The sequence below is a fragment of the Nonomuraea sp. AD125B genome (assembly GCF_041402765.1).
GTDB lineage: Bacteria > Actinomycetota > Actinomycetes > Streptosporangiales > Streptosporangiaceae > Nonomuraea > Nonomuraea bangladeshensis.
On sequence record NZ_JBGLOU010000006.1, the window covers coordinates 290,674 to 314,311 of the forward strand.

Genomic DNA, 23,638 nt, shown 5'->3' on the forward strand with positions numbered 1-23,638 from the left:
CCGCTGACGACGGCGGGGACGATGGCGCTCAGAGGGCGCCGCCGCAGCCCTCCGTCAGGCCCTTGACCGGGTCGTCGTCCGTCCCGGACTGCTGCTTCTTCTTCGGGGTCTTCTTCTCCGGAGTCTTGGTCGGCGAGGGGTCGGCCGACGCGCCGCTGTCGGCGTTCGCCGGCGTGGCGGGCCCGGTGGCCGCGACGGCCGGGCTCGCGGCGGAGGAGTCGCGGATGGCCTTGGCCGTGATGCCGCGGATCTTGTCCCAGTCGGGATAGCCCGTGTTGATCAGCGGCGGCACGAACTGCACGCTCGACACCTTCGCGTTCTTGACCTTGAGAGCCAGCGGCACCAGGTTCTTCAGCATCGAGAACGGGATGTCGGTCCTGATCAGCTCCTTGGTGGCCAGCGCGATGCGGTTGAAGCGGGTCAGCACCGTCGCCGGGTCGGCCTGGGTCAGCAGCGCGCCGAGCACGCACCGCTGGCGGCGCATCCGGGTGAAGTCGTCGCTGTTGGTGCGCGAGCGGGCGTACCACATCGCGTCGGCGCCCTTGAGCTTGCGCGTGCCGGCCTTGACCAGGCCCTCGTTGTAGCGGCCGAACACGACGTCCGTCTCGACGGTGAGCGTGATGCCGCCGATGGCGTCGATGAGGCGGGCGAAACCCCACATGTTGACCAGGGCGTACCAGTCGACCCTGAGACCGAGGGTGTAGCCGATCGTGTCCATCAGGACCTTGGGGCCCTGGTGCTGCTTGCCGCCGAAGATCTCCGGGTGCGCGTCGGCGTACTCCCAGACGCTGTTGAGCAGGTCGCTGCGGCCGCCGCCGGGGTCGGCCGGCAGGCGGAAGCCGCTGGGGAAGCGCTCGGCCATCGGCGTGCCGGGGCGGAAACGCACGTCCTCCAGGTTGCGCGGCAGGCTGAACAGCACGGTGTTGCCGGTCTCCACGTCCACGCTGGCCAGGTTCATGCTGTCGGTGCGGACCCCCACGCGGTGGTCGTCGGCGTCGCCGCCCAGCAGCAGGATGTTGACCCGCTTGCGCCCCGCCCACGGGTCCTCGGGCGAGGGCTGGGCCGTGGCCGGGGTGCCGGCGTCGGCGCTGAGCCCGGTGCCCGGGTCGGCGGCGGCGGGCTCCTGGAAGATGTCGTTGATCGTCGCCTGGGCGGTCCACGCGAGGTTGCCGAGCGCGCCGAACGGCACCACGACGAGCACCGCCATCAGCCCCGCGAGCGTGCCGGTGAGGATCTGCCCGCCCTGCGACAGCCCGCTGGGCCGCAGCACCACGAACGAGTGGACGATCAGGGCGAACCAGGCCACCCCGAGCACGATCGTCCCGGCGATGACCGCCGTCATGGCGGTGTTGTCCATCAGGGCGCCGACCAGGTCGCCGGTGTCGACCGCGAGCCACACCCCGAGCGCGGCCAGCAGCAGGACCGCGTAGCAGGACAGCAGGACCAGGCCCGTCCTGCGCCGGCCCGCGCGCAGGTGCGCCGCGCCCGGAGCCAGCGCCGACAGCGCCAGCCAGCCGAGCACCGCGCCGGTGCTCACCGGTTCCTTTGCCTGCACGACATCCCCGTTTCCCCGTAAAGGTCTCCATAGGCCACCGGACCGAGGCGGCAGCATACGCACCGAAAACGAATGATGTCGTTATCGGCGGGTGAACACCACTGGCCGAATAAGATTCGGTTCATGGCCTTCACCGAGATCGCGTACGACGTGGCCGACCGCGTGGCCACCCTCACATTGTGTCGCCCTGAGCGGCTGAATGCGTTCACGCACACCATGCGCGTCGAGCTCATCGAGGCGTTCGACCGGGCCGACGCCGACGACGGGGTCCGCGCGGTGGTGGTGACCGGCGCGGGCCGGGCCTTCTGTGCGGGGGCGGACCTCGGCGGGGGCGGCGGCACGTTCGGCCACCGGGAGCGGGGCGAGACCGTCGAGGGCGCGCCGCGCGACGGCGGCGGCACCGTGGCCCTGCGCATCGCCCGCTCGCTCAAGCCGGTCATCGGCGCGATCAACGGCCCGGCCGTGGGCGTCGGCGTGACGATGACGCTGCCGATGGACGTGCGGCTGGCGGCCGAGTCGGCGCGCTTCGGGTTCGTCTTCGCCCGCCGCGGCATCGTCACCGAGGCGGCGTCGAGCTGGTTCCTGCCGCGGATCGTCGGCATCGCGCAGGCCATGGAGTGGGCGGCGACCGGCCGCGTCTTCCCGGCCGCCGAGGCGCTGGCGGGGCGGCTGGTGTCGCGGGTGCTGCCGGACGCGGAGCTGCTGCCGGCGGCGTACGCGCTGGCCAGGGAGATCGCCGACAACACCTCGGCCGTCTCCGTCGCCGCGATCCGCCGCCTGATGTGGTCCGGGCTGTCGGCGAGCTCGCCGTGGGAGGCGCACGCCGCCGACTCGCGGCTCATGGCCGAGCTGGGCGGCGGGGCCGACTCGGTCGAAGGAGTGACCGCGTTCCTGGAGAAGCGGCAGGCCGACTTCCCGATGAAGGTCAGCGAGGACCTGCCGCCGGGTGTACCGTCCTGGCCCGACAATCCTTATGGTGTCTGACATGTACGAAATCACCACTCTGCGGCTGCCCGACGATTTCGAGGGCGAGGTCGTCGCGACCCTGGTGGCGAGGACCGCGGGCGCCGCGTCCCGCAGGGCGGTGCTCTACCTGCACGGCTTCACCGACTACTTCTTCCAGGACCACCTGGCCGAGCACTACGTCCAGCGCGGCATCGACTTCTACGCCCTCGACCTGCGCAAGTACGGCCGCTCCCTGCTCCCGCACCAGACCAGGGGCCTGATCAGGAGCGTCACCGACTACTTCCCCGAGATCGACGAGGCCGTCCGCCTCATCCGGCGCGACCACGACGAGCTGACACTGAACGCCCACTCCACCGGCGGCCTGGTCGCCGCCCTGTGGGCCGACCGCGTCCGCGGCCGGGGGCTGGTGCAGGGGCTCGCGCTCAACAGCCCGTTCTTCGACCTCAACGTGCCCGCGCCGCTGCGGATGGCCGCCGACCTGCTGCGGACGCCGCTGTCGTACACCCGCCGGCCGCTCCCGCTGGGCGTCAGCACCGTCTACGGGCAGACGCTGCACCGCGACCACGGCGGCGAATGGGACTACGACCTGGAGCTCAAGCCGCTCGGCGGGTTCTCGGTGCACGCCATGTGGCTGGCCGCCGTCCGGCGGGCCCAGCGCCGCCTGCACAAGGGGCTCGCGGTGGACGTGCCCGTGCTGGTGCTGGCCTCGTCGAACGGCCTGCGGGTACGCGACTTCGTCCCGGAGGCGCGTTCGGCCGACATCGTGCTCGACCCCGCCCACATCGCCCGCTGGTCCACCTCGGTGGGGCCGCACGTCACCTGCGTACGGATCCAGGACGGCGTGCACGACCTCGTGCTGTCGGCCGAGCCGGTGCGCAAGCAGGTCTTCGCGGAGCTGGACCGCTGGATGAGCACCTACATCCACCAGGGAGACGCTCACCAGGGAGACGCTCACCAGGGGAACGCGAAGAGGCCGTAGTAGGCCGCCGCCACCATCAGCAGGCCGGTGCCGCCCAGCACGCCCGCCACCGCGACGTGCTGCCAGCGGCCCGGCCGCATGCCCTCGCGCAGCGCCGACAGCACCGCCGCCACCGCCGTGACCTCCTGCACCAGCATGAGCACGGCGAGGATGCGCACCACGAGCCAGCCGGCCAGCACCGCCGGCCACGCGCCCGCCTGGTTGATGGAGAACAGGACCAGCAGCGTGATGAACGCGACCACCGACGCCAGCAGCCCCAGGCTGGTCCACGCGATCCTGACCAGCCGGCGCCGGATCGGCGGCCACAGCCGGGCGTTGGCCTCGGCGACGACGAGCGGATGGCCGCGGCCCCGCAGCCGGACGACCACGGCGGCGACCGGCCCCGCCACGTAGCCGACGGCCGCTAAGCAGATCGTCAGGCCGAGCATCGTCCCGCCCGCGTACCAGGGGGCCGCGGGGACGTCGCTCGCCTCGAACCGCTGCACCGGCGTCGCGCCCGCCAGGTGCGCCGCCGGCTTGGCCGTGGCCGGCAGGCCGCTGATCCAGTTGCCGAGGGTCTCCAGGTAGCCCTTGGCGAACGGCCCGCCGCCGACCCGCATGGCGTGGTCGCCCTGGCCGATGAAGCGGATTGTGTAGTCGTCGTTGCCGGCCCTGCCCATCGCGGTGACGAGCGCCTTGGTGGACTCGACGAAGGGGATCGAAGGGTCGGTCGTGCCGTAGAACGCGAGGACCGGCACCTTGATCCCGCTCAGCGCGGGCATCGCGTCGTAGCGCAGGAACGTGAAGCCGACCCCGCCCATCGCCCTGGTCAGCAGGTCGCGCGCGCCGATGGGAGCGCGCAGCCGCAGCAGCTGCTCGTTCAGCGCCCATGCGACCTGGCGCAGCGGGGAGACGTTCGGGGACGACACCAGCACCACGAACCCGACCGCCGCGCTCTTGGCCGCCGCGATCGGCACCACCCAGCCGCCCTCGCTGACGCCCCAGACGCCGACCCGCGCCGGGTCCACCTCGGGCAGCGCGCGCAGGTACTCCACCATGCGAAGGGCGTCGTCGGCGAGCAGGCCGAAGTCGCGCTCGCGGAAGTCGTAGCCGACCGTGCGCTTGTCGAAGGCGATCGTCACCACGCCCGCCTTGGCCAGGAACTCCGCCTGCGGCGTGAACTCGGTGCGCGAGCCGTTGCCCGACCCCGACACGAACACCATCGCCGGATGCCGCCCCGGCGTCAGCGGCGTGCGCAGCGTGCCGTAGAGGCGCTGGCCCTCCGCCGCGACCGAGATCTCCTGCCGGCGGATCGCGGCGGTCGCCGCCGGCGGCTTCAGCTCGTGCTCGGGCTGCGGGGGGATCGCCTGGAAGGCGGGGTCCGCCTTCAGCGGCGGAGGGTCGAAGGCGGGCGGCAGGACGTAGCCGACCGTCGCGAGCGCCACCAGCACCAGACCGGCGGCGATGCTCAAGGTGCCCCGGCCCGTGCGCATCGGCCTCCCCATGTGCGTTGGTTTGCCCGCCGATCTTCTAGCGTACTCCCGGCTCCTGGGACCAGTGGGGCCACATTTGTCGGTGAGAGCTGTTAGCTTCCTGCGACATGCGGATCCTGCACACCTCCGACTGGCACCTCGGGCGCGCCTTCCACCGGGAGAGCCTGCTCGCGGCGCAGGCCGCGTTCGTCGACCACCTGGTCGAGACGGTGCGGGAGGAGCGGGTCGACGTCGTGGCCGTCGCCGGCGACGTCTACGACCGGGCGCTGCCCCCGGTCGACGCGGTCGCCCTGCTCGACGACGCGCTCGCCCGGCTGACCGGCGCCGGCGCGCGGGTGGTGCTCATCAGCGGCAACCACGACTCGGCGCTGCGGCTGCGGTTCGGGTCGGCGCTGTTCGAGTCCGCCGGGGTGCACGTGCGCTGCGCGCCCGAGCGGGCCTGGGAGCCGGTGCTCGTCGACGGCGTTGCCTTCTACGGCATCCCCTACCTGGAGCCGGAGCTGGTGCGGACGCCGTGGGAGCTGCCCGACCGCAGCCACACGGCGGCGATCACGTACGCGATGGACCGCGTCCGTGCCGACGCGGCCCGCCATCGCGCGGCCGTCGTGCTGTCCCACTGCTTCGTCACCGGCGGGCAGGCCAGCGACAGCGAGCGCGACATCAGTGTGGGCGGGGTGGCGCACGTGCCGCTCGCCGCGTTCGACGGCGTCGACTACGTCGCGCTCGGTCACCTGCACGGCCGCCAGCGCATGTCCGAGACCGTGCGCTACTCGGGCTCGCCGATCGCCTACTCCTTCTCCGAGACGGGCCACGTGAAGGGCTCGTGGCTGGTCACGCTGGGGGGCGGTGACGGGTTCTGCGCCGAGTTCGTGCCCGCGCCGGTGCCCCGTCCCGTCGGGCGGCTGCGCGGCGAGCTGGAGCGGCTGCTCGCCGATCCGCGGCACGCCGCCGTCGAGGACCACTGGCTCCAGGTCACCCTCACCGACCCCGTACGCCCCAAGGCGGCCATGGACCGGCTGCGCGCCCGCTTCCCGCACACCCTCGCCCTCGCCTTCGACCCGGCCGAGGCCGCCCCGGTCGCGCAGCCGGTCCGCCTGAGCGGGCGGCCCGAGGCCGAGGTCGCCCTCGACTTCGTCCGCGAGGTGCGCGGCGAGCCTGCCGCACCCGAGGAGGAAGACCTGCTAAGACGGGCCATCGAGGCGTCGAGGACAAAGGAGACGATGGCGTAGATGCGGCCTCACCGGCTGACGCTGACGGCGTTCGGCTCCTTCCCCGGCACCGAGACGGTCGACTTCGACGCCCTGGCCGAGGCGGGCCTGTTCCTCATCCACGGGCCGACCGGCGCGGGCAAGACCACCATCCTCGACGCCCTGTGCTTCGCCCTCTACGGGCAGGTTCCCGGGCAGCGCAACAGCGCCCGCAGCCTGCGCTGCGACCACGCCCCGGCCGGCACCGGGCCGTCGGTCACCCTGGAGGCGACCATCCGGGGCCGCTTACTCCGCGTCGAGCGCTCCCCGGCGTGGCTGCGTCCCAAGCTGCGGGGCAGCGGCGTCACGGAGGAGAAGTCCAAGGTCATCGTCTCCGAACGCCGCGACGGCGCCTGGCACGGGCTCACCACCCGGCTGGACGAGGCCGGCGACCTGGTGGGCGGGCTGCTCGGCATGAACGCCGAGCAGTTCTGGCAGGTGGCGATGCTGCCGCAGGGCGACTTCGCCAAGTTCCTGCGCGCCGACGGCGAGGAGCGCGGCAAGCTGCTGGAGCGGCTGTTCACCGTCAAGGTGTTCACGGCGGCGGAGGGATGGCTGGCCGAGCAGCGCAAACTGGCCTGGCGGGAGGCGCAGGAGCTGCGGCGGCAGGTGGACTTCGCCGTCCAGCGCGTCGAGGAGGCCACGTTCGACTCCCTGATCCCGCTGCCCGCCGCTCCCGATGACGGGGCGCCCTCGCGCGACGACGATCCCCTGCGCTGGGCGGGGGCGCTGCTCGCCGCCGCCAGGGCGGTGGCCGTACGTTCCGAGGAGGAGCACGAGGCCGCCGCGCGGGCGCTGCGCGAGGCCCGCCTGCGCTTCGACCAGGCCGCCGCCCTGGCCGACCGGCAGCGCCGTCACGCCGAGGCGCTGACCGCCTGGCGTGCGCTCGACGAACGCGCCGACGAGCGTGCCGACCTTCAGGCCGTCCTCGACGACGCCGCCCGCGCCGACCGGGTCATCCCGCTCGTCACCGCCGTACGGCAACGCGAGGAGGCCACCGCCAAGGCCCGCACCCTGGCTGCCGACGCCCTCGCCCGCGCCCACCCCCTCCTGCCTTCGTCGTCCCTGCCTTTGTCGTCCCTGCGTTCGGCGGATGAGCTGGCCGCGCTGGAGCGGGACCGCCGGGCCGAGATCGCGCGCCTGTCGGAGCTGCTGACCGAGGAGTCCAGGCTCGCCGGCGTACGGCGTGACCTGCTCCGCGTCGAGGAGGAGCTGACCCGGCTGGCGGCCGAGGATGAGCGGGTGGCCGCCCGGCTGGCCGCGCTCCCCGCGCTGATCGAGCAGGCCGAGGCCGAGCTGGCCCGGTGCCGCGCCGCCGCCGCCAGGATCCCGGCCGCCGAGGCCGTACGCGACGCCGCCGCCGACCTCATCGGCGTCGACAGGGAGCTGGCGGGGCTCGCGGCGGAGCTGGAGACACTGGAGCGGCGCGAGGCGGAGGTGTCGGCCGCCGAGGCCGAGCTGCCCGCCCGCCTGGCCGCGTCGAGCGCCGCCCTGGAGGAGGTGCGCGCCCAGGCCGCCGCCATCCCGGCCGCGTCCGCCGCGCTCGACGCCGCGCGGGCGGTGCTGGAGGCCGTACGCCGCCGCGACGCCCTGGCCGCCGAGCTGGAGACCGCCACCGCAGCCCATCAGGTGCTGGTCGACCAGGCCCAGGCGCTCCGCGAACGCTGGCTCGACCTGCGCCAGGCCCGGATGGACGGCATGGCGGCCGAGCTGGCCCGCGACCTCGCCGACGGGCGCCCGTGCGCGGTCTGCGGCTCCGAACACCATCCCCATCCGGCGTCCCCTGCCCCGAGCGCGCCGTCCGCCGATGACGAGCGGGCGGCCGAGGACGCCCACGAGAGCGCCCTGGCCGAGCGGGAGGCGTCCGAACGCCACCTCGCCTCCCTGGGGTCCCGGCACGCCGACGCCGCCGAGGCCACCGGCGGCCTCGACCCCGAGACCGCCGCCGACCGCGTACACCAGGCGGAGGAGGAGCTGTCCCGCCTGCGGGAGGTGGCCGGGCGTGAGGCCGCCCTGGCGGCGGCGCTGGAGCGGGTCGAGGCCGAGCGAGAGCGCGTACGCGACCAGGCGGCGAGGGTCGCCGAGGAACTGGCCGCCTGCCACGCCCACCGCACCCACCTGGAGTCCGCCCGCACCCGCCTCCACACCCGCCTGACAACCGACCACACCCGCCTCCGCACCCACCTCTCCCGGCCGGACACGGGCACGCCCGAAGCCGCGATGGGCACGCCCGGAGCCGCTCCGGGCATGCCCGGGATCGCGATGGGCGCGCCCGAAGTCGCGGTGGGCACGCCTGATGCGGCCACCACCGACGCCACCGCGCCCGATGCTGCTGTGGCTGGTGTCGGCGCGCCCGATACACCCGATGCGACCGTGGCCGATGCGGCCGTGCCTATCGCGCCCGATGCGCCCGACGTTGCCGTGCCCGACGCCGCCGCGCCCGGTGCGGGCGCGGCCGCTGGCGCCGTGCCCGATTCCGTGATGCCTGATCTCTCCGCGCCCGACGCCGCCGTCGCGGTGCTGGCGGAGGTGGAGGAAGAGCTGAGGCGGTTGCGGCGGGCGGCGGAGATGGAGAGCGGGGCGGTGCGGGAGGCGGCGCGGCGGCGGGAGGAGGCGCGGGAGCAGGAGGAGCGGGCTCGCGCGGTCGCCTCCCGGCTGGCGGCGGGCCGCGCCCGGCACGAGGAACTGAGCGCCGACGCCGCCCGCCTGGCCGCGCGGCTCGACGCGGCGCGCGGCGGCGACGCGACTCTGACCGCCCGCCTGTCCCGGCTCACCGACGAGGCCGAGCTGCTGCGCGAGGCGGTCGAGGCCACCAGGGCCGCGCTGGCGGCGGACGACGAGCTGGCCCGCGCGCGAGACCAGGCGCGGGAGGCGGCGGCCGAGGCCGGGTTCGCGGACGTCCAGGAGGCCGAGGCCGCCTACCGCGGCCCCGCCGAGCGGGAGCGCAAGGCCGAGGCCCTGCGGCGGCTCGACGACGAGCACGCCGCCGTCACTGCCGCCCTCGCCGATCCCGAGCTTGCCGCCGCCGCGGCCGAGCCCGCCCCCGACCTGGCCGGGGCCGCCGCCGCCCGCGAGGCGGCCGAGCAGGCGCACACGAGCCTGGCGAGCGTACGCGACCGGGCCGCCGCCCGCGCCCGCCGCCTGGCGGAGCTGGAGGCCGAGCTGTCGGCGTGCGTCGAGCGCTGGCGCCCGGCGGAGGAGCGGCACCGCCTGGCCGAGCGCATGGCGGCCCTGACCGGCGGCACCTCCAGCGACAACCGGTGGAGCATGAGTCTGTCGTCGTACGTCCTCGGCGAGCGGCTGCGCGCGGTCGTCGAGGCCGCCAACGAGCGGCTCGACCACATGTCGGCCGGCCGCTACCTGCTCCAGCACGACCTGCGCAAGACGGCCGGCTCGCGCGGCCGTTCGGGCGGCGGGCTTGGGCTGCGCGTGTCCGACGGCTGGACCGGCATCGACCGTGACCCGGCGACCCTGTCGGGCGGCGAGAGCTTCATCACCTCCCTGGCCCTCGCGCTCGGCCTGGCCGACGTGGTCACCGCGGAGGCGGGCGGCGCGGAGATCGGCACGCTCTTCGTGGACGAGGGCTTCGGCACGCTGGACGAGGACACCCTCGACGGCGTGCTCGACATCCTCGACGGGCTCAGGGACGGCGGCCGGGCGGTGGGCATCGTCAGCCACGTCGCCGAGCTGCGGTCCCGGATCACCGCTCAGCTCAAGGTCACCAAGACCCGCAGAGGCTCGGCGCTCGCCATCTCCGGGGTGGGATGATCTTGCAGGATCCACCACTAAGCGGCGAAGGAGACAAACCCATGCGTGTCGTCGTCACGGGGGCCCACGGCAAGGTGGGGCGCGCGGCCGTCCAGGCGTTGCTGGCGGCCGGTCACGAGGTGACCGCCTCCGATGTCACCCGGCCGGTCTGGGAACGGGAGGATCCAGGCACCCCCCGCTATGTGCAGGCCGACCTGACGGACGCCGGTCAGGCGTTCGCCGTGGCGCGCGGGGCGGAGGCGGTGGTGCACGCGGCGGCCATCCCCGACCCCACGCACAACCCGCCGCACGTGGTGTTCCAGAACAACGTCATGGCGACGTTCAACCTGGTCGAGGCGGCCGTGCGGTTCGGCGTGAGCAGGTTCGTCAACATCTCCAGCGAGACGGTGCCCGGGTTCTTCTTCGCCGAGCGGCCGTTCCTGCCGGACTACGTGCCGGTGGACGAGGAGCACCCGATCCGGCCGCAGGACCCGTACGCGCTGTCCAAGCACGTCGGCGAGCAGCTCATGGACGCGGCCGTGCGCCGCTCCGACCTCAGGTGCATCTCCCTGCGGCCGAGCTGGGTGCAGCACGAGGGCAACTACGAGCGCAACCTCGGCCCGCAGGTGCGCGACGTCAGCCAGCCCGGGGCGGGGCTGTGGAGCTACACCGACGCCTACGACCTGGCGGACGCGATCGTCCTGGCCGTGGAGTCCGACCTGCCGGGCCATGAGGTGTTCTACATCGCCGCCCCCGACAACGCGGGCGGGCACGACTTCGCGGCGGCGCTGCGCGAGCACGTGAGCGAGACGATCGAGCTGCGGCCGCTCGCCCGTCCCGACGCCTCGGGCGTCTCCTGCGCCAAGGCGCACCGCCTGCTGGGCTGGACCCCGAAGCGGTCGTGGCGCGACTACCTGGACGAGAACGGCCGCGCCCGCGTCAAGGAGGGCTGACGGCGTTCAGGCGGGGGTGGCGACGACCAGGCGGCACAGGTCCACGCTGACCGGCGTGGCCGCCGTCCGCGCGGCCACCGCCGGCAGGTCGGGCTGGCGCACGTGCTCGACCACCCGCAGCCCGTGCCCGGCCAGCAGCGCGGTGACCGACTCGGGCGTGTGGAAAGTCAGCCAGGGCTCGCCGCGCTCGGCGGCGGCGGGCAGGGCGTAGCCGGCCATCTCCGCGCCCAGCGCGTCCCGGGCTTCGGGCGGCAGGGCGTACTCCATGACGAGCTCCGAGCCGGGCGCGAAGGCGGCGAACGCGGCCAGCGTGGCCGACACCGCCTCCGCCGTGAGATACATGCTCACCCCGAGCCAGCTCACGAACGCGGGCCGGCCGAACGCGAATCCCGCCGCGCCGAGCCGGGAATTCAGGTCCTCCCTCTCGAAATCCACGCCGACGAACGTGAGAAATTCCGGCACCGAAATGCCGGCGTCGGCGAGGAGCCTTTTCTTCCATTCCTGGGTGGCCGGATGGTCCACCTCGAAGACCCGGATCCGGCCGCCGGCCTGCCGGTAGGCGAAGGTGTCGAGGCCGGCGCCGAGGCTGACGTACTGCGTGAGGCCGGAGCCGAGCAGGCGGTCCTCGGCGTGCCGGCTGCGCGCGGTGACCTGCGCGCGGGTGCCGGACAGGATGAGATGGCCGCCGTGCAGGCGGTGGTAGCCGAGCAGCTCGCCGGCTCGCTCGCCGAGCAGCGGGGCGGCCAGACGGTCGGCGAAGATGTGCGGGGGCTCGTCGACCACGAGGTGGGCGGCGCGCGCGGCGGCGGCCATCATCGCGGTCTGGCTGGGTTTCTCGCTGAACACGCGGCGATATTAGCCACGGCATTTATGGGAATGCAAACAGCATAACACATCAATGTCAATTTGCGATAACAAGAGAAAACCCGAACGGGAGAATTTCAGTCCAGCCGGGTGAGCAGTTCGGGGAGGCCGGCCGGGTCGTGGAACAGGTGGGTGGCGCCCGCACCGGTCAGCCGGGTGGGCGGGTGGAAGCCGCCCGCGTAAGCGAGGCACCGCATGCCCGCGCTCACCGCCGCCATCACCCCGAACGGGCTGTCCTCCACCACGACGCACCGCTCGGGGTCGGCCCCCATCGTGGCGGCGGCGTGCAGGAACAGGTCGGGCGCCGGCTTGCCCCGCGGGACGTCCTCGGCGCTGAACACCCGGCCCGCGAACCGCTCGGCCAGCCCGGTGATCTCGAGGCTGCGGCGAATGGTCCGGTGGCGGCCGTTGGAGGCCACGCAGCTCGGCACGTCGAGCTGGTCGAGCGCTGTCTCGATGCCCGCGATCACGCGCAGCTCGGCCGTGATCGCGGCCTCGTACTCGGCGTCGAGCTGTTCTCTCCAGCCGGGCGGGGTCTCGCCGACCTGCTCGGCCCAGAACTCGTTGGTGCAGCCCACGAAGCGCTCGGCGTACTCCGCCTCGTCGATCGACCAGCCCAGGCGTCGCAGCGCGGCGGTGCCTACGCGGACCGATATGGCCTCGCTGTCCACCAATGTCCCGTCGCAGTCGAAGATGACCAGTTCGACACCCAACGCGCCTTACCTCCCCTTGTTCGTTCCGACCCTATCGGCAGGTAGCGTTGACAGGTCGAGTCACCGCACGTCAGTCCGCAGAGTGAGCCCCCAATGAAGACAACCCCCCGGCCGGACACGGCCGCCCCGAGCCGGTCCAGGATCGCGGTCGCCAGCCTCGCCGGCACCGCCATCGAGTTCTACGACTTCTACATCTACGGGACCGCCGCCGCCCTGGTGCTCAACACGGCGTTCTTCCCCGAGATGGACCGGGTGGCGGGCACCCTGGCCTCGTTCTCGACGTTCGCGGTGGCGTTCGTGTCGCGGCCGCTCGGCTCGGCCGTGTTCGGTCACTGGGGCGACCGCATCGGCCGCAAGTCCATGCTCGTCGTGTCGCTGCTGGTGATGGGCCTGTCGACGGTGCTCATCGGGCTGCTGCCCGGCTATGCCGCCATCGGCGTGGCCGCGCCCGTGCTGCTGGTGCTGCTGCGCTTCACCCAGGGCATCGGCCTCGGCGGCGAATGGGGCGGCGCCGCGCTGCTCGCCACCGAGCACGCGCCGCCCGGCAAGCGCGGCCTGTACGCGATGTTCCCGCAGCTCGGGCCGTCGGTGGGGTTCCTGGCCGCCAACGGGCTCTTTCTCGTGCTCGGCGAGGCGCTGAGCGAGGAGCAGTTCGACGGCTGGGGGTGGCGGCTGCCGTTCGTGGCCAGCCTGCTGCTGGTGATCGTCGGCCTGTACGTCCGGCTCAAGATCTCCGAGACGCCGGTCTTCAAAGCCGCGATGGACGAGCGGCGCATCGCCAGGGTGCCGTTCGTCGGCCTCATGCGGCACCAGTGGCGGCGGGTGCTGCTCGGCGCGGGGGCCATGACGGTCGCGTACACGCTGTTCTACACCGCCACCACCTACTGCCTGTCGTACGGCACCGGCACGCTGGAGATCCCGCGCACCACGATGCTCGGCCTCACCATGGTCGGCGTCCTCTTCATGGCGGCGGGGACGGTCGCCTCCTCGATGGTGTCCGACCGGCTGGGCCGCCGGCGCACGCTGGTCGCCGGGTGCGGGCTGGCGATCGCGTGGGGGCTGGTGATGTTCCCGCTGATGGAGACCCGGTCGGTGGTCCTCGTCGGCGTGGCGCTGGCGGGCGCGCTCGGCCTCATGGGGCTGGTCTTCGGCCCGATGGGCGCCTATTTGCCGGAGTTGTTCCGTACCGAATACCGCTACAGCGGCGCATCCGTCGCCTACAGCCTCGGCGGCGTGCTCGGCGGCGCGGTGCCGCCGCTGGTCGCGACCGGCATGCAGGCCGGCGGGCTCGGGGCGACGGCGGTCGGCGCGTACGTCTCCGCGATGGCCCTGCTGAGCCTGCTCTGCCTGCTCGCCCTGCCGGAGACCGGCGACCGGACGTTGTGAACCGGACGTCGTGAGTTTTCCGCGCCAGGGTTGTCACGTCCGGCGGTGCTGTCCCGTCCTCATGGTGAGAACCGAAAGGAGCTGGGGACAGTGAGCAAGCACATTCTGATCGTCGGCGGCGGATATGTCGGTTTCTATACCGCTCTGGGGCTGCGCAAGCTGATCCGTTCGGGAGAGGCGAGCGTGACCATCGTGGACCCGCGCGGCTACATGACCTATCAGCCCTTCCTCGCCGAGGCGGCCGGCGGCGCGGTCGAGCCGCGGCACGTCGTCGCCCCGCTCGCCCCGGCGCTGCCCGGCGCGCGCGTGCTGACCGGTCACGTCACCCGCGTGGACCACGCGGCACGCACCGCCGAGTTCCAGCCGGTGCAGGGGCCGGCCAGGACTCTCACGTACGACATCCTCGTGATGGCGGCCGGCTCGGTCACCCGCCTGCTGCCCATCCCCGGGCTGGCCGAGCACGCCGTCGGCTTCAAGACCGTCGGCGAGGCCGTGCACCTGCGCAACCGCGTCCTCGCCCAGCTCGCCGCCGCCGTCTCGACCGACGACGAGCAGGTACGCCGCCGCGCGCTGACCTTCGTGGTGGTCGGCGGCGGGTTCTCGGGCGTGGAGGCGCTGGCCGAGATGCAGGGCCTGGCCGACGAGGCCGTCCGGCACCACGCCGGCGTCGAGCCCGCCGACCTGAGCTGGACCCTGGTCGAGGCCGGCGAGCGCATCCTGCCCGAGCTGGACGCGGCGCTCGGCCGGTGGACCGCCGGCGCGCTGCGCGCCCGCGGCGTGGACGTCCGCGTCGGCGTCCGGCTGGTCTCGGCCGAGGGCGGCGTCGCCGAGCTGAGCGACGGCACCCGCCTCGACGCCGGCACGCTGGTCTGGGCCGCCGGCGGCCGGCCGAACCCCCTCGCCGCCGCCGCCGGCCTGCCCGTGGACCGGCTCGGGCGGATCGTCGCCACCGAATACCTGACGGTGGCCGGGGTGCCGGACGCGTTCGCGGCCGGCGACGGGGCCGCGGTGCCCGACCTGACCCGGCCGGGCGAGTTCACCGCCCCCAACGCCCAGCACGCGGTCCGCCAGGCCAAGCTGCTCGCCCGCAACGTGGTGGCCCACGTGCGGGGGCGGCGGCTGCGGCCGTACCGGCACGCCTACCTCGGGTCGGTCGCCGGGCTCGGGCACCACCAAGGGGTCGCCCAGGTGTACCGGCTGCGGCTGACCGGGTTCCTCGGGTGGCTGGCGCACCGGGCGTACCACCTGGCGTGGGTGCCGACGTTCGGCAACAAGGCCCGGGTGCTGACGGACTGGGCGCTGTCGGCGATCTTCCGCAGGGAGACCGTGCCGCTCCAGGCGATCGAGCACGCCGACGCCGACTTCCGCGCCGCCGCCGCGCTCGACGCGCCCCGGGCGGCCTGACCGTCACTCGGTGAGGCCGGGGAAGAGCAGCGACAGCTCGCGCGGGTGGGCGGCGATCAGGCGCAGCTCGTCGTCCGTGAGCGGCTTGCCGGTCATCGCGTTGCAGAGCTGGACCAGGCGGAACGCCAGCTCCTCGTCCCCGGCGGCCACCTCGGCGCCGAGGCCGTCCATCACGTGGCGGAAGCCGGCCTTGCCGCCGTACTCGCCGGTCAGGACCACCCGGCCGGAGCGGGCGTGCCAGTCCTGCGGGAACGGGCCGAGCGTCGCCTCGTCGTACAGCTCGTAGTTGCCGTGGTCCTTCAGCGCGCCGTCGGCGTGGATGCCCGACTCGTGCGCGAAGGCGTTCCGCCCCGCCCCGACCTGGTTGTACGGCAGCGGCTGCCCGAACGCGTACGCCGCCCACAACGCGAAGCGCCGCGCCCACGACAGGTCCAGGTCGTCGCCGATCTCGGCGTCCAGGCCGAAGCCGTGCCGGAAGGCCAGGATGGTGGAGAGCAGGTCGGCGTTGCCGGAACGCTCGCCGATGCCGTTCACGCAGGTGTTGATCCAGGCGTCCTGGCCGGCGTCGAGGTCGCCGAGCGCGCCGGAGACCGAGTTGGCCACGGCCAGGCCGAGATCGTTGTGGCAGTGCGTCTCGACGGGCATCGCGGCGGCCGAGGCGAGCTTGGCGAAGCGCTCGCGGATCCGGTCGGGCGTGTCGCCGCCGATCGTGTCGCAGTAGCGCACCCGGTCGGCCCCGGCCTCCTTCGCCGCCAGCGCGAACTCCAGCAGGAAGGCGTCGTCCGTACGCGAGCCGTCCTCCGCGTTCACCCCCACGGTCAGCGCGCCCGCGGCCTTGGCCGCCCGCACCGCCGCGGTCATCTCCCTGATGATCGCCTCCCGGTCCAGCCGGCCGCGGAACTTGTTCTGGATCATGTAGTCGGACGTCGAGATGGACAGGTTGTAGTGCTTCAGCCCGAGCGGGGCGGCCCGCTCCACGTCCTGCGGCACGCCCCGGCACCAGCCGGACAGCCGCAGCTCCCCGAACGCGCCGGCCTCGGCGAGCGCGAGCTGTGCCCGTACGTACGGGACCTCGTGGAACAGGAACGGGAAACCGATCTCGGACTGTGCCACCCCGAGCTTGGCCAGATAGAAGTTGACCATGGTCTTGCCGAACTTCGACAGGCCGGTACGCGCGGTCTGCACGCCGTCCCGGTTGGTCACGTCGAGGAAGTGAACTTTGGGCATGCACTCACGTTGACATGCTTGCTCAATATGGATCAATATTGATTTTCGTCAACGTGGAAGGGTCCGATGGAGTGGATCGACGCGGCCACGGCCGCCGAACGGCTCGGGGTGAAACCGGCCACTCTGTACGCGTACGTGAGCAGGGGAGTGCTGCAACGGCGGCACGCCGACGACGGGCGGCGCAGCCTCTTCTCCGCCGAGGAGGTCGAACGCCTCGCCCGCCGCGGCCGGCCGCGCAGCCAGCCGCCGGAGCTGGTCATCGAGTCGGCGGTCACGGCGCTGGGCGTGGACCGGCCGTACTATCGCGGGGCCGACGCCCTGGAGCTGGCCAGAAGACACCCCTTCGAAACCGTCGCCACCTGGCTCTGGAGCGCCACCTCCGCCCCCCTCTCCCATCCGTCTGGCTCCGGCGCTTCGGCAGATGGCGGGGACGGGGGGCCGTGGCGGTGTGAGGAGGAGGCGCTGCGGGCGGCGGTGGCCGCGCAGCGGGACCTGCCCGCCGACCTCCTGCCGCTCGACCGCCTCCAGGTGATCACCACGGTCCTCGGCGCGTCCGACTCGCTGCGCTTCCAGCTCGACCGCGCCTCGGTGGCCGCCACCGGCCGCCGCCTCATCGCCGGCCTGGTGGACGCCCTCCCCGCCCTGAGCGAGCCCGCCGGCGACTCGATCACCGCCCGGCTCTGGTCCCGCCTGTGCCCGCAGCCCGCGACGCCCGCCCTGCTCGACGCGCTGCGGGCCGCGCTGGTCCTGCTCGCCGACCACGAACTGGCCGCCTCCACCCTGGCCGCCAGGGTCGCCGCCTCCGCCAAGGCCGACCCGTACGCGGTGGTGCTGACCGGCCTCGGCGTGCTGGGCGGCCCGCTGCACGGCGGCGCGTCATACCAGGCCGAACGGCTGCTCCGCGAGGTCGCCGAGCCGGGCCAGGCCGCCCGCGCCGTCGCCGAGCGGGTCCGGCGCGGCGAGCGCGTCCCCGGCTTCGGCCACAGCGTCTACAAGAACGGCGACGGCCGCGGCGCCGTCCTGCTCGACCTGGTCGAACGGGCCGTCCCCGGGCACGATCGGATCGCCGCGGCCGAGGCGCTGGCCGCCGAGATGCGCCGGCGCCGGCTCCCCGAGCGCAACGTCGACTTCGCCCTCGCCGTCCTCACCGCCGTCGCCGGCATGACTCCCGGAGCCGGCGAGGCGATCTTCGCGGTCGCGCGGGTGGCCGGCTGGCTGGCGCACGCCATGGAGGAGTACGAGCGCGGCAGCCTCCTCCGCCTGCGCGCCTCCTACACCGGCCCGCCGGTCAGATAGCGGTCCGCTCGACGTACGCGGCCAGCGCCCGGACCCGCTCCGCGTGCTGGTCGTGGCCCACGATCACCGGCGGCTCGTTGTACGGCATCGCGTCCGACGACCGGCGCAGCTTGACGTACTGGCCGCAGGCGTCGATCGCATACGGCTCCATGTCGTCCTGCAACGCCCCGATCACCGTGATGCCGTAGGTCTCGCCGATCCGCCGGAACAGCGCCACCGCCTCCCGCCGGTGCTCCTTGCCCAGGTTGCGGCCCAGCTCGTCGAGGACCAGGCACAGGTGCCCGCCCCCGGACGAGGCGATGGCGGCCGCGCACACCAGCTTGACCGCCTTCTCGTCCATGAGCGCGGTGTTGGCCCGCCGGTTGTACGGCACGAACCCCTGGCCCTCGCCGCGCCGCCACTTCGGCGTGACCCGCCACTGCCAGCGCTGCTCGGGATCGGCGGGCGCGGGCGGCACCGGGAACTCCAGGGTCGCGCCGTAGCCGCCGTAGGAGGTGTCGAGCTTGTCGAACTCCTCCGCCACCCGCGTCAGCCGCGCCCTGATCGCCGCGGTCAGCGCCGCCCGGTGCACCGCCGTGGACTGCGCCGCCTCCTCGGCGCCCCGGGCCGCCGCCGAGAGGTCGCGCTGCCGGGAGCCGAGCTGCGCCTCGATCTGCCGCCGCTGGTGCCGTTCGTACTCCTCCTGGGCGCGCAGATAGGACGCGAGCGCCCCGCACACCGCCGCGAACGTGGCCTGCTCGCGTGCCGTGCTCCCGCCCCGCTCGTTGAGCAGGAAGGCCAGCTCCTCGGGGATCTCGGCGTCCTCCTCGGGGAACGTGTCGCGCAGCGCCTGGTCGAAGTGGCGTTCGGCGACCCGCCACCACTCGTCGGCGGTGCGCGGCCGCTCATCCTCGGGCAGCGCCTCCAGCCACTGCCTGGCGGTCTCCGCCGTGCCGCCCCAGTCGGCGGCGAGCGCGTCCAGGCGCAGCGCCTCCCGCTCGGCGGCGACCTTCGCCTCCTGGTCGCGGGCCTGCGCCCGCTCGCTCTCGTGCCGCTGCCTGCGGCCCTCCAGGCGTTCGATCTCCATGTCCCGGGTGCGGGCCCGGAAGTCGAGCGCGCCGGCCAGCCGCTCGGCCTCGGCGACCTTGGGGGCCAGCTCCTCGACGGCCGCGTTGAGCTCGGTCAGGCGGGCGCGCCGCTCGGCCAGCTTCGCCTCCACCTCGGCCAGCCGCACCCCGGCCTGGGCGCCGTCCAGCCGCCGCTGCGCCTCGGCGACGGCCTCCTCGGCGTCATGGACGGCCTGGGCCGCCGTCTCCTGCGCGTCCTTGGCCCGGTGCAGGCGCTGCTCGGCGGCCTTGATCCGGGCCTCCCGCCCGGTCGCCACCCCCTCGAACGCCCCCACCACGCTCACCCCGGCCGCGCTGACCAGCACCGACCCCGGCAGCCCCGCCAGCGCCTCGGCCGCCTCGCCGAGCCGCGCGGCGTCCACGATGACCGCATGCTCATGCGGCCACCCCCGCAACCCGACCACCTGCCCGACCGACCGCCCCACCTGCCCGGTCGTGCCCGCCTGTCCGGCGGTACGCGTCCGTCCGGGCGTGTGCGCGGCGTTGTCGCGGGCCTGCTCGGCCACGTCGAGCGCGTCGAGGAGGCCGGTGGCGCCGACGCCCGCCGCGGCGAGCGCGTTGAGCTGGGCCGCGGCCGGCCCGCCCTCGGCGTCGTCCAGCGCCGCCTGCGCCGACGCAACCTCCTGGTCGGCCACGCCGAGCGCCTTCAGTGCCTCGTTGAGCCGGAGCCTGGCCTCGCGCAGCTCCCGCTCGGCGGCGGGCACGTCCCGCCCGTCGGCGAACCTGCGGCTCTGCTCCAGCGCCGGGATCCGGCCGCGCAACTCGTCGGCGGAGTTGTCGGCCACGGCCCGGTCGGCGTCCAGCTTGGCGGCCCTGGCCTGCAGCGCCGCCAGCTCCTTGCGCGCCTCGGACACCTGCCGGTCGAGCGTGTCCTCGCGCAGCGTGCCGATCTCGGCCCGGACCAGGGCGATCGCCTCGCCCGCCGCCTCGCCGGCCGCGCGGTGCCGGTCGAGCTCGGCGGCCAGCGCGTCGTCCTTGGCCGCGGCGTCGGCCAGCTTGCGCGCCTGCCGCCCCCGCCAGCACCGCAACGCTTCCGCCAGCCGGACCCGCGCCTCGTCCCGCCGGTCGAACGTCCCCAGCAGCGCCTTCGACTCCGCCTCGAACTCCGCCAGCCGCTCGCCGGCCTGCGCCGCGCGCACCCGCTTGGCGTGCTCGTCCCTGCGGGCCTCCCGCTCCTGCTCCAGCTCGGCGTCCAGGCCGGTCAGGGCGGCGATGGCCTCGAAGACGCGCTCGGGGGAGATCTCGTTGAGCGGCTGGGAGAGCAGGTTCGTGGCGACCTTGCTGCGTACGGACGTGGACAGGAACGACACGCATCTGACCCGGTCGCCGTAGAGCGCCTTGGTCAGGTCGCGCGCCACGACGTCACGCTTGCCCGCCGACTTCGGCAGCGACGCCCAGATCTCGTCGGCCCGCGCCACCCGCTCGGCCTCCGACGGCGACGCCGCCAAATGAACGCCCTCACGCCAGCGGATCTCCAGGTGGGGCGCCTCCTGGTTGACGCGCAGCCACACCGTGAGGGCGCCGCCGGAGGTGTCGGGCACCTCGAACAGCTCACCGCCCGCCTCGCCCGAGTCCACCAGCAGCAGCTCGTCAGCGGGCACGGCGTCCGGCTCGTCCACTTGGGCCGGCTGGGCGTCGTCGTCGGGGAAGCCGTTCATGCCGGGCGGCGCGAAGACGCCCACGATGTAGCCGTGGTCGGCGCTCGCCCACTGCCGGCCGCCCGCGCCGCTCGCCAGCTCGGCGTTGAACAGCAGCTCGGAGACCGCCTTCGCGCCCGAGGCGAACCGCCACTGCTCGTCACCCAGCAGCGCCGTGATCGAGGCGATGAACGACGACTTGCCCGCCCCGTTGGAGTCCTTCGGCCCGGCGCCCGCCACCACGATGAGCGTGCCGGGGACCGTGGGCACCGGATGGGTGGACAGCCGCGAGATGTTGACCGCCTGCACGGCGATCAGCACCCGGTCTCCGACGACGTTCTCCACCTGCGACACCTGTGACCCCCGTAACCCTTCCGCCCGTTGTGGCTGCTCTGGCTCTGCCTGTGTCTGTTCGTGTCATCTGGCCGACCTGCGGGCCCGTACGGCCGCCGCCAACGGCGTGTTGGGCCCGGCCGCGAGGATCAGCTCCTCCTGCAGCCGCCGCCGCGCTGCGGGGGTGAGCCGGTGGAACTGCGGGCCAGGGACGTAGCCGCCCGCCTCCTCGCCGGCCTTCACCTGCGCGAGCAGCCCGGCGTGGCGCAGGGTGCGGAGCGCCGCCTCCAGCTCCCCGATGGGCAGCTGCGTGTGCCGGCGCAGCTCGTCGGCCGGGGTGGGGTGCGGCGACAGCCAGGAGTCCTCCGGCAGCAGCCCCTCGGCCCGCGGGATCGCCACCGAGTGCACCAGCACCAGCGTCAGCACCGCCCGCTCCGCCACCCCGAGCCGCCCCCCGCCCACGGAAGGCGGGGTCTCGGCGGCGCGGTCGTCTGGGCCGGAGGCGGCCGGGATCGCCGCGCAGGCGTCGTCGTAACCCGAGATCCAGCGGTCGCGGTGCTGGACGAGGACCCGGCCGCGCCGGGCCAGCATCTCGCTCAGCGTGTGGCGCAGCGCCGGATCCCGCAGGGCGGCGAAGCGCACCTCCTGCACCGGCTCCGCCGCGTGCTCCACCACCATGTAAGCCGCCACCAGCTCCGCCCGCCGCCGCTCGTCGTACGCACCGAGCAGGTCATCGAACCCGGCACCCCCACCCTCGGCCCGCCCACCGGCGGCGGCATCTGGAACGGACGCGGCAGGCATACCGGACCCGGCGGCCTCTGCGGACGCGGCGAGCCCGGCGGATTGTACGAACTCTCCGGATTCGGCGGGCATGCTGGACATCGTGGGCATGGCGGCGGCCACGATGTCGGCGTCGCCCACCACGGTCAGCTCGGCCCGGTCCGGTGAGGGCAGCCGGCGCACCAGCTCCTGGAGTTGCGCGTGCGCCTCCACCGGCCACAGCGCGCATCTCGGCCCGAGCACGACCACACCGTCGTCCACGACGACCCACGCCGAGTCGTGCAGCCGCCGCAGCGCCCCGACGGCCCAGTTGCGCATCAGGTCGTCGGTACGCCCGATCAGCGCCCGATAGGTGTCCAGCACCAGCTCCACCGGCGCGGGCGTACCCGGCCAAGGATCGACCGACAGGTCGGTCCAGCAGCACTTGAGCACGGCCGCCAGCACCCGCCGCGTCTCCCCGGCCCGTTCCACGGGCGCGGGCGCCACCTGGTATTCCTCCAGCAGCGCCGGCGTCACACCGTCGGGCCACACCGGCAGCGCCTGCCCGGTGGAGTCGGGCCAGGTCAGCCGTATCATCCCGGCCGGAGCGGGCGCCCCAGGCCCGAGCGGCAACGGCCCGCCCGACCGCGCCCGCACATGCGCGACCGGCCCCTCCGGAACCGGCCCCCGCACCACCGGACCTTTCGCGTCCGGGCCCGCTGCGGCCCGCTCTTCCCCGGTAAGCCCCTGCCCCTCACCGGTGCTCATCGCGTACGCTCCAGGTGGCCGCAGGACAGCCAGGCCGGCTCCCGCCCGGGATCGACCGACAGCTCGTCGCTCCAGGTCAGCCGGTAGGGCAGCTCCGGCCGCAGATCGATGCTGGTGAGGTCGGCGAGCACCCGCCGGGCGGTCACCCAGTCGGGCCCGAGCACGTCGCCGAGCGCGACCCGGGCGGACCCGCCGAGCAGCGACTCGGCCATCTCCCGCAGCCGCTCGACGGCGGCTCCCGGCGAGGTGTCGAGCGAGTCGGACGGCCCGGGATCGGGCAGGGTGGAGCGCGGCGGCGTGGGCTGCGCGGGAGCCGGGCGAGGCGCCTCGTCCACGGCCCGCGCGATGGCGGCCGGATCGTGCCACGGCGCGGGCGCGTCGAAGACGAACCCGTCGAGCACAGCGGCCAGCCGCTCCTTGGACGCGGTCTGCGAGAAGGTGCGCCACGTCTCGGTCGGCAGCAGCGTGAGGTTGCGGGTGGTGCCCGCCGAGTCCGCCAGCCGCCCGGCCGCCCGCCGGGAGGCGTCGCTGTAGGCGTAGATGGCGGCCCGCAGATCGGTGCAGACCCGGTCGAGCTCGGGCCAGCGGGTCAGGATGGTGCCGTGCAGGCCCTGCGCCCGCCGCGCGATCTCCTCGGTGCCCCACAGCTTGGGCGCCTGCTCGCGCAGCTCCTCGATGGTGCCGGTGGTGAGCGTGATCAGCTCCAGCGCCCACAGCCGGAACGCCCGCGCGAGGTTGACCGCGCTCTGCCGCGCCTCCTCCATGGTGGTGCGCGGGTCGGCGACGTTGAGGTCTTCGAGCGCGAGCAGCCGGTGCATCTCCGACTGCCCGCCGTCGTCCATCATGCGCCGGATGAACATCAGCCCGACGACGCTGGTGAACGAGGCGCGGTAGCGGAGCTGGTTGGGCTTGGGGAACACCTCGCGGATCGCGCCGAGCCCCTTGAGCACCCGCAGCCGGTTGTCGAACTGCTCGCCGGGGTAGGCGCGGCAGGCGAAGCGCATCTGCTCGTGCGTCAGCCACTCCTCGCCCGCCTCCGCGAACGCCGCGAACAGCGTCTCGGCGATGTCGACCAGCACCGGGTCGTCGACCACGGCACCGCTGTCGCGGGCCAGCGCGGCGAACATGCGGCGGTAGGTGGACAGGACCGCCTCGTCGGTGAGGACGGCGTCGAGGGTCAGGGGCTGTTGGGACACGCGCTCTAAGGTACGGCTTCCCACCGAGAG

General features: G+C 74.0%; 16 protein-coding genes. 8 read left to right on the forward strand and 8 right to left on the reverse strand.

The features are described from left to right. Positions 1-28: 28 nt before the first annotated feature. On the reverse strand, positions 29-1,555 hold the full coding sequence (locus ACBR40_RS18310; protein WP_371249493.1) for an LCP family protein: 1,527 nt from the start codon (positions 1,553-1,555) through the stop codon (positions 29-31). Positions 1,556-1,678: 123 nt separating this feature from the next. Between ACBR40_RS18310 and ACBR40_RS18315 the strand changes: the two genes are divergently transcribed. Further along, on the forward strand, positions 1,679-2,539 hold the full coding sequence (locus ACBR40_RS18315) for a crotonase/enoyl-CoA hydratase family protein (protein ID WP_364444630.1): 861 nt from the start codon (positions 1,679-1,681) through the stop codon (positions 2,537-2,539). A gap of 1 nt (position 2,540) precedes the next feature. Further along, a complete protein-coding gene (locus ACBR40_RS18320) occupies positions 2,541-3,500 on the forward strand; it encodes an alpha/beta hydrolase (RefSeq protein ID WP_371249494.1) in 960 nt (319 codons plus the stop codon). Here the strand turns inward: ACBR40_RS18320 and ACBR40_RS18325 are convergent. Then, positions 3,473-4,972, reverse strand: coding sequence for a prolyl oligopeptidase family serine peptidase (locus ACBR40_RS18325; protein WP_344211962.1), 1,500 nt, complete (start codon positions 4,970-4,972; stop codon positions 3,473-3,475). The two genes, ACBR40_RS18320 and ACBR40_RS18325, sit on opposite strands and share 28 nt — an antisense overlap. Positions 4,973-5,079: 107 nt before the next feature. On the opposite strand from ACBR40_RS18325, the gene ACBR40_RS18330 reads away from it, so the two are divergent. Genes ACBR40_RS18330 through ACBR40_RS18340 form a run of 3 tightly spaced genes read left to right on the forward strand, consistent with a single transcriptional unit; the run spans position 5,080 to position 10,919 of the window. Beyond that, positions 5,080-6,201, forward strand: a complete 1,122-nt coding sequence (locus ACBR40_RS18330) for an exonuclease SbcCD subunit D (RefSeq protein ID WP_371249495.1) — start codon at positions 5,080-5,082, stop codon at positions 6,199-6,201. Then, positions 6,202-9,987: an AAA family ATPase gene (locus ACBR40_RS18335; RefSeq protein WP_371249496.1), complete on the forward strand. Its 3,786-nt coding sequence runs from the start codon at positions 6,202-6,204 to the stop codon at positions 9,985-9,987. Positions 9,988-10,028: 41 nt separating this feature from the next. Next, positions 10,029-10,919 (forward strand): NAD(P)-dependent oxidoreductase, encoded by an 891-nt coding sequence (locus ACBR40_RS18340; protein ID WP_344211956.1) that lies wholly within the window; start codon positions 10,029-10,031, stop codon positions 10,917-10,919. 6 nt (positions 10,920-10,925) lie between these two features. Here the strand turns inward: ACBR40_RS18340 and ACBR40_RS18345 are convergent, their stop codons facing one another. Continuing rightward, positions 10,926-11,765, reverse strand: a complete 840-nt coding sequence (locus ACBR40_RS18345) for an SAM-dependent methyltransferase (protein WP_344211954.1) — start codon at positions 11,763-11,765, stop codon at positions 10,926-10,928. A gap of 95 nt (positions 11,766-11,860) precedes the next feature. Continuing rightward, positions 11,861-12,496: an HAD family hydrolase gene (locus tag ACBR40_RS18350; RefSeq protein WP_344211952.1), complete on the reverse strand. Its 636-nt coding sequence runs from the start codon at positions 12,494-12,496 to the stop codon at positions 11,861-11,863. Between the two features lie 93 nt (positions 12,497-12,589). Between ACBR40_RS18350 and ACBR40_RS18355 the strand changes: the two genes are divergently transcribed. Both ACBR40_RS18355 and ACBR40_RS18360 read left to right on the forward strand, forming a co-directional pair. Further along, positions 12,590-13,882 carry an MFS transporter gene (locus ACBR40_RS18355; RefSeq protein WP_371249497.1) on the forward strand — a complete coding sequence of 431 codons (1,293 nt, stop codon included), beginning with the start codon at positions 12,590-12,592 and terminating at the stop codon, positions 13,880-13,882. 90 nt (positions 13,883-13,972) lie between these two features. After that, entirely contained in the window at positions 13,973-15,286 is a 1,314-nt protein-coding gene (locus ACBR40_RS18360) for an NAD(P)/FAD-dependent oxidoreductase (RefSeq protein ID WP_371249498.1), read from the forward strand. A 3-nt stretch (positions 15,287-15,289) separates the two neighbouring features. Here the strand turns inward: ACBR40_RS18360 and ACBR40_RS18365 are convergent, their stop codons facing one another. Beyond that, positions 15,290-16,513 (reverse strand): hypothetical protein, encoded by a 1,224-nt coding sequence (locus ACBR40_RS18365; RefSeq protein WP_344211946.1) that lies wholly within the window; start codon positions 16,511-16,513, stop codon positions 15,290-15,292. Positions 16,514-16,579: 66 nt separating this feature from the next. Between ACBR40_RS18365 and ACBR40_RS18370 the strand changes: the two genes are divergently transcribed. Beyond that, positions 16,580-17,809 carry a citrate synthase gene (locus ACBR40_RS18370; RefSeq protein ID WP_371249499.1) on the forward strand — a complete coding sequence of 410 codons (1,230 nt, stop codon included), beginning with the start codon at positions 16,580-16,582 and terminating at the stop codon, positions 17,807-17,809. Here the strand turns inward: ACBR40_RS18370 and ACBR40_RS18375 are convergent. From ACBR40_RS18375 to ACBR40_RS18385, 3 genes are all read right to left on the reverse strand, one after another. Next, positions 17,802-20,897: a chromosome partitioning protein ParA gene (locus ACBR40_RS18375; protein WP_344211942.1), complete on the reverse strand. Its 3,096-nt coding sequence runs from the start codon at positions 20,895-20,897 to the stop codon at positions 17,802-17,804. The two genes, ACBR40_RS18370 and ACBR40_RS18375, sit on opposite strands and share 8 nt — an antisense overlap. Positions 20,898-20,969: 72 nt before the next feature. Next, the gene (locus tag ACBR40_RS18380; RefSeq protein ID WP_371249500.1) at positions 20,970-22,241 is read right to left on the reverse strand and encodes a hypothetical protein; all 1,272 of its coding nucleotides are present in this window, start codon (positions 22,239-22,241) and stop codon (positions 20,970-20,972) included. A gap of 167 nt (positions 22,242-22,408) precedes the next feature. Further along, entirely contained in the window at positions 22,409-23,608 is a 1,200-nt protein-coding gene (locus ACBR40_RS18385; protein WP_344211938.1) for a hypothetical protein, read from the reverse strand. Positions 23,609-23,638: the final 30 nt, after the last annotated feature.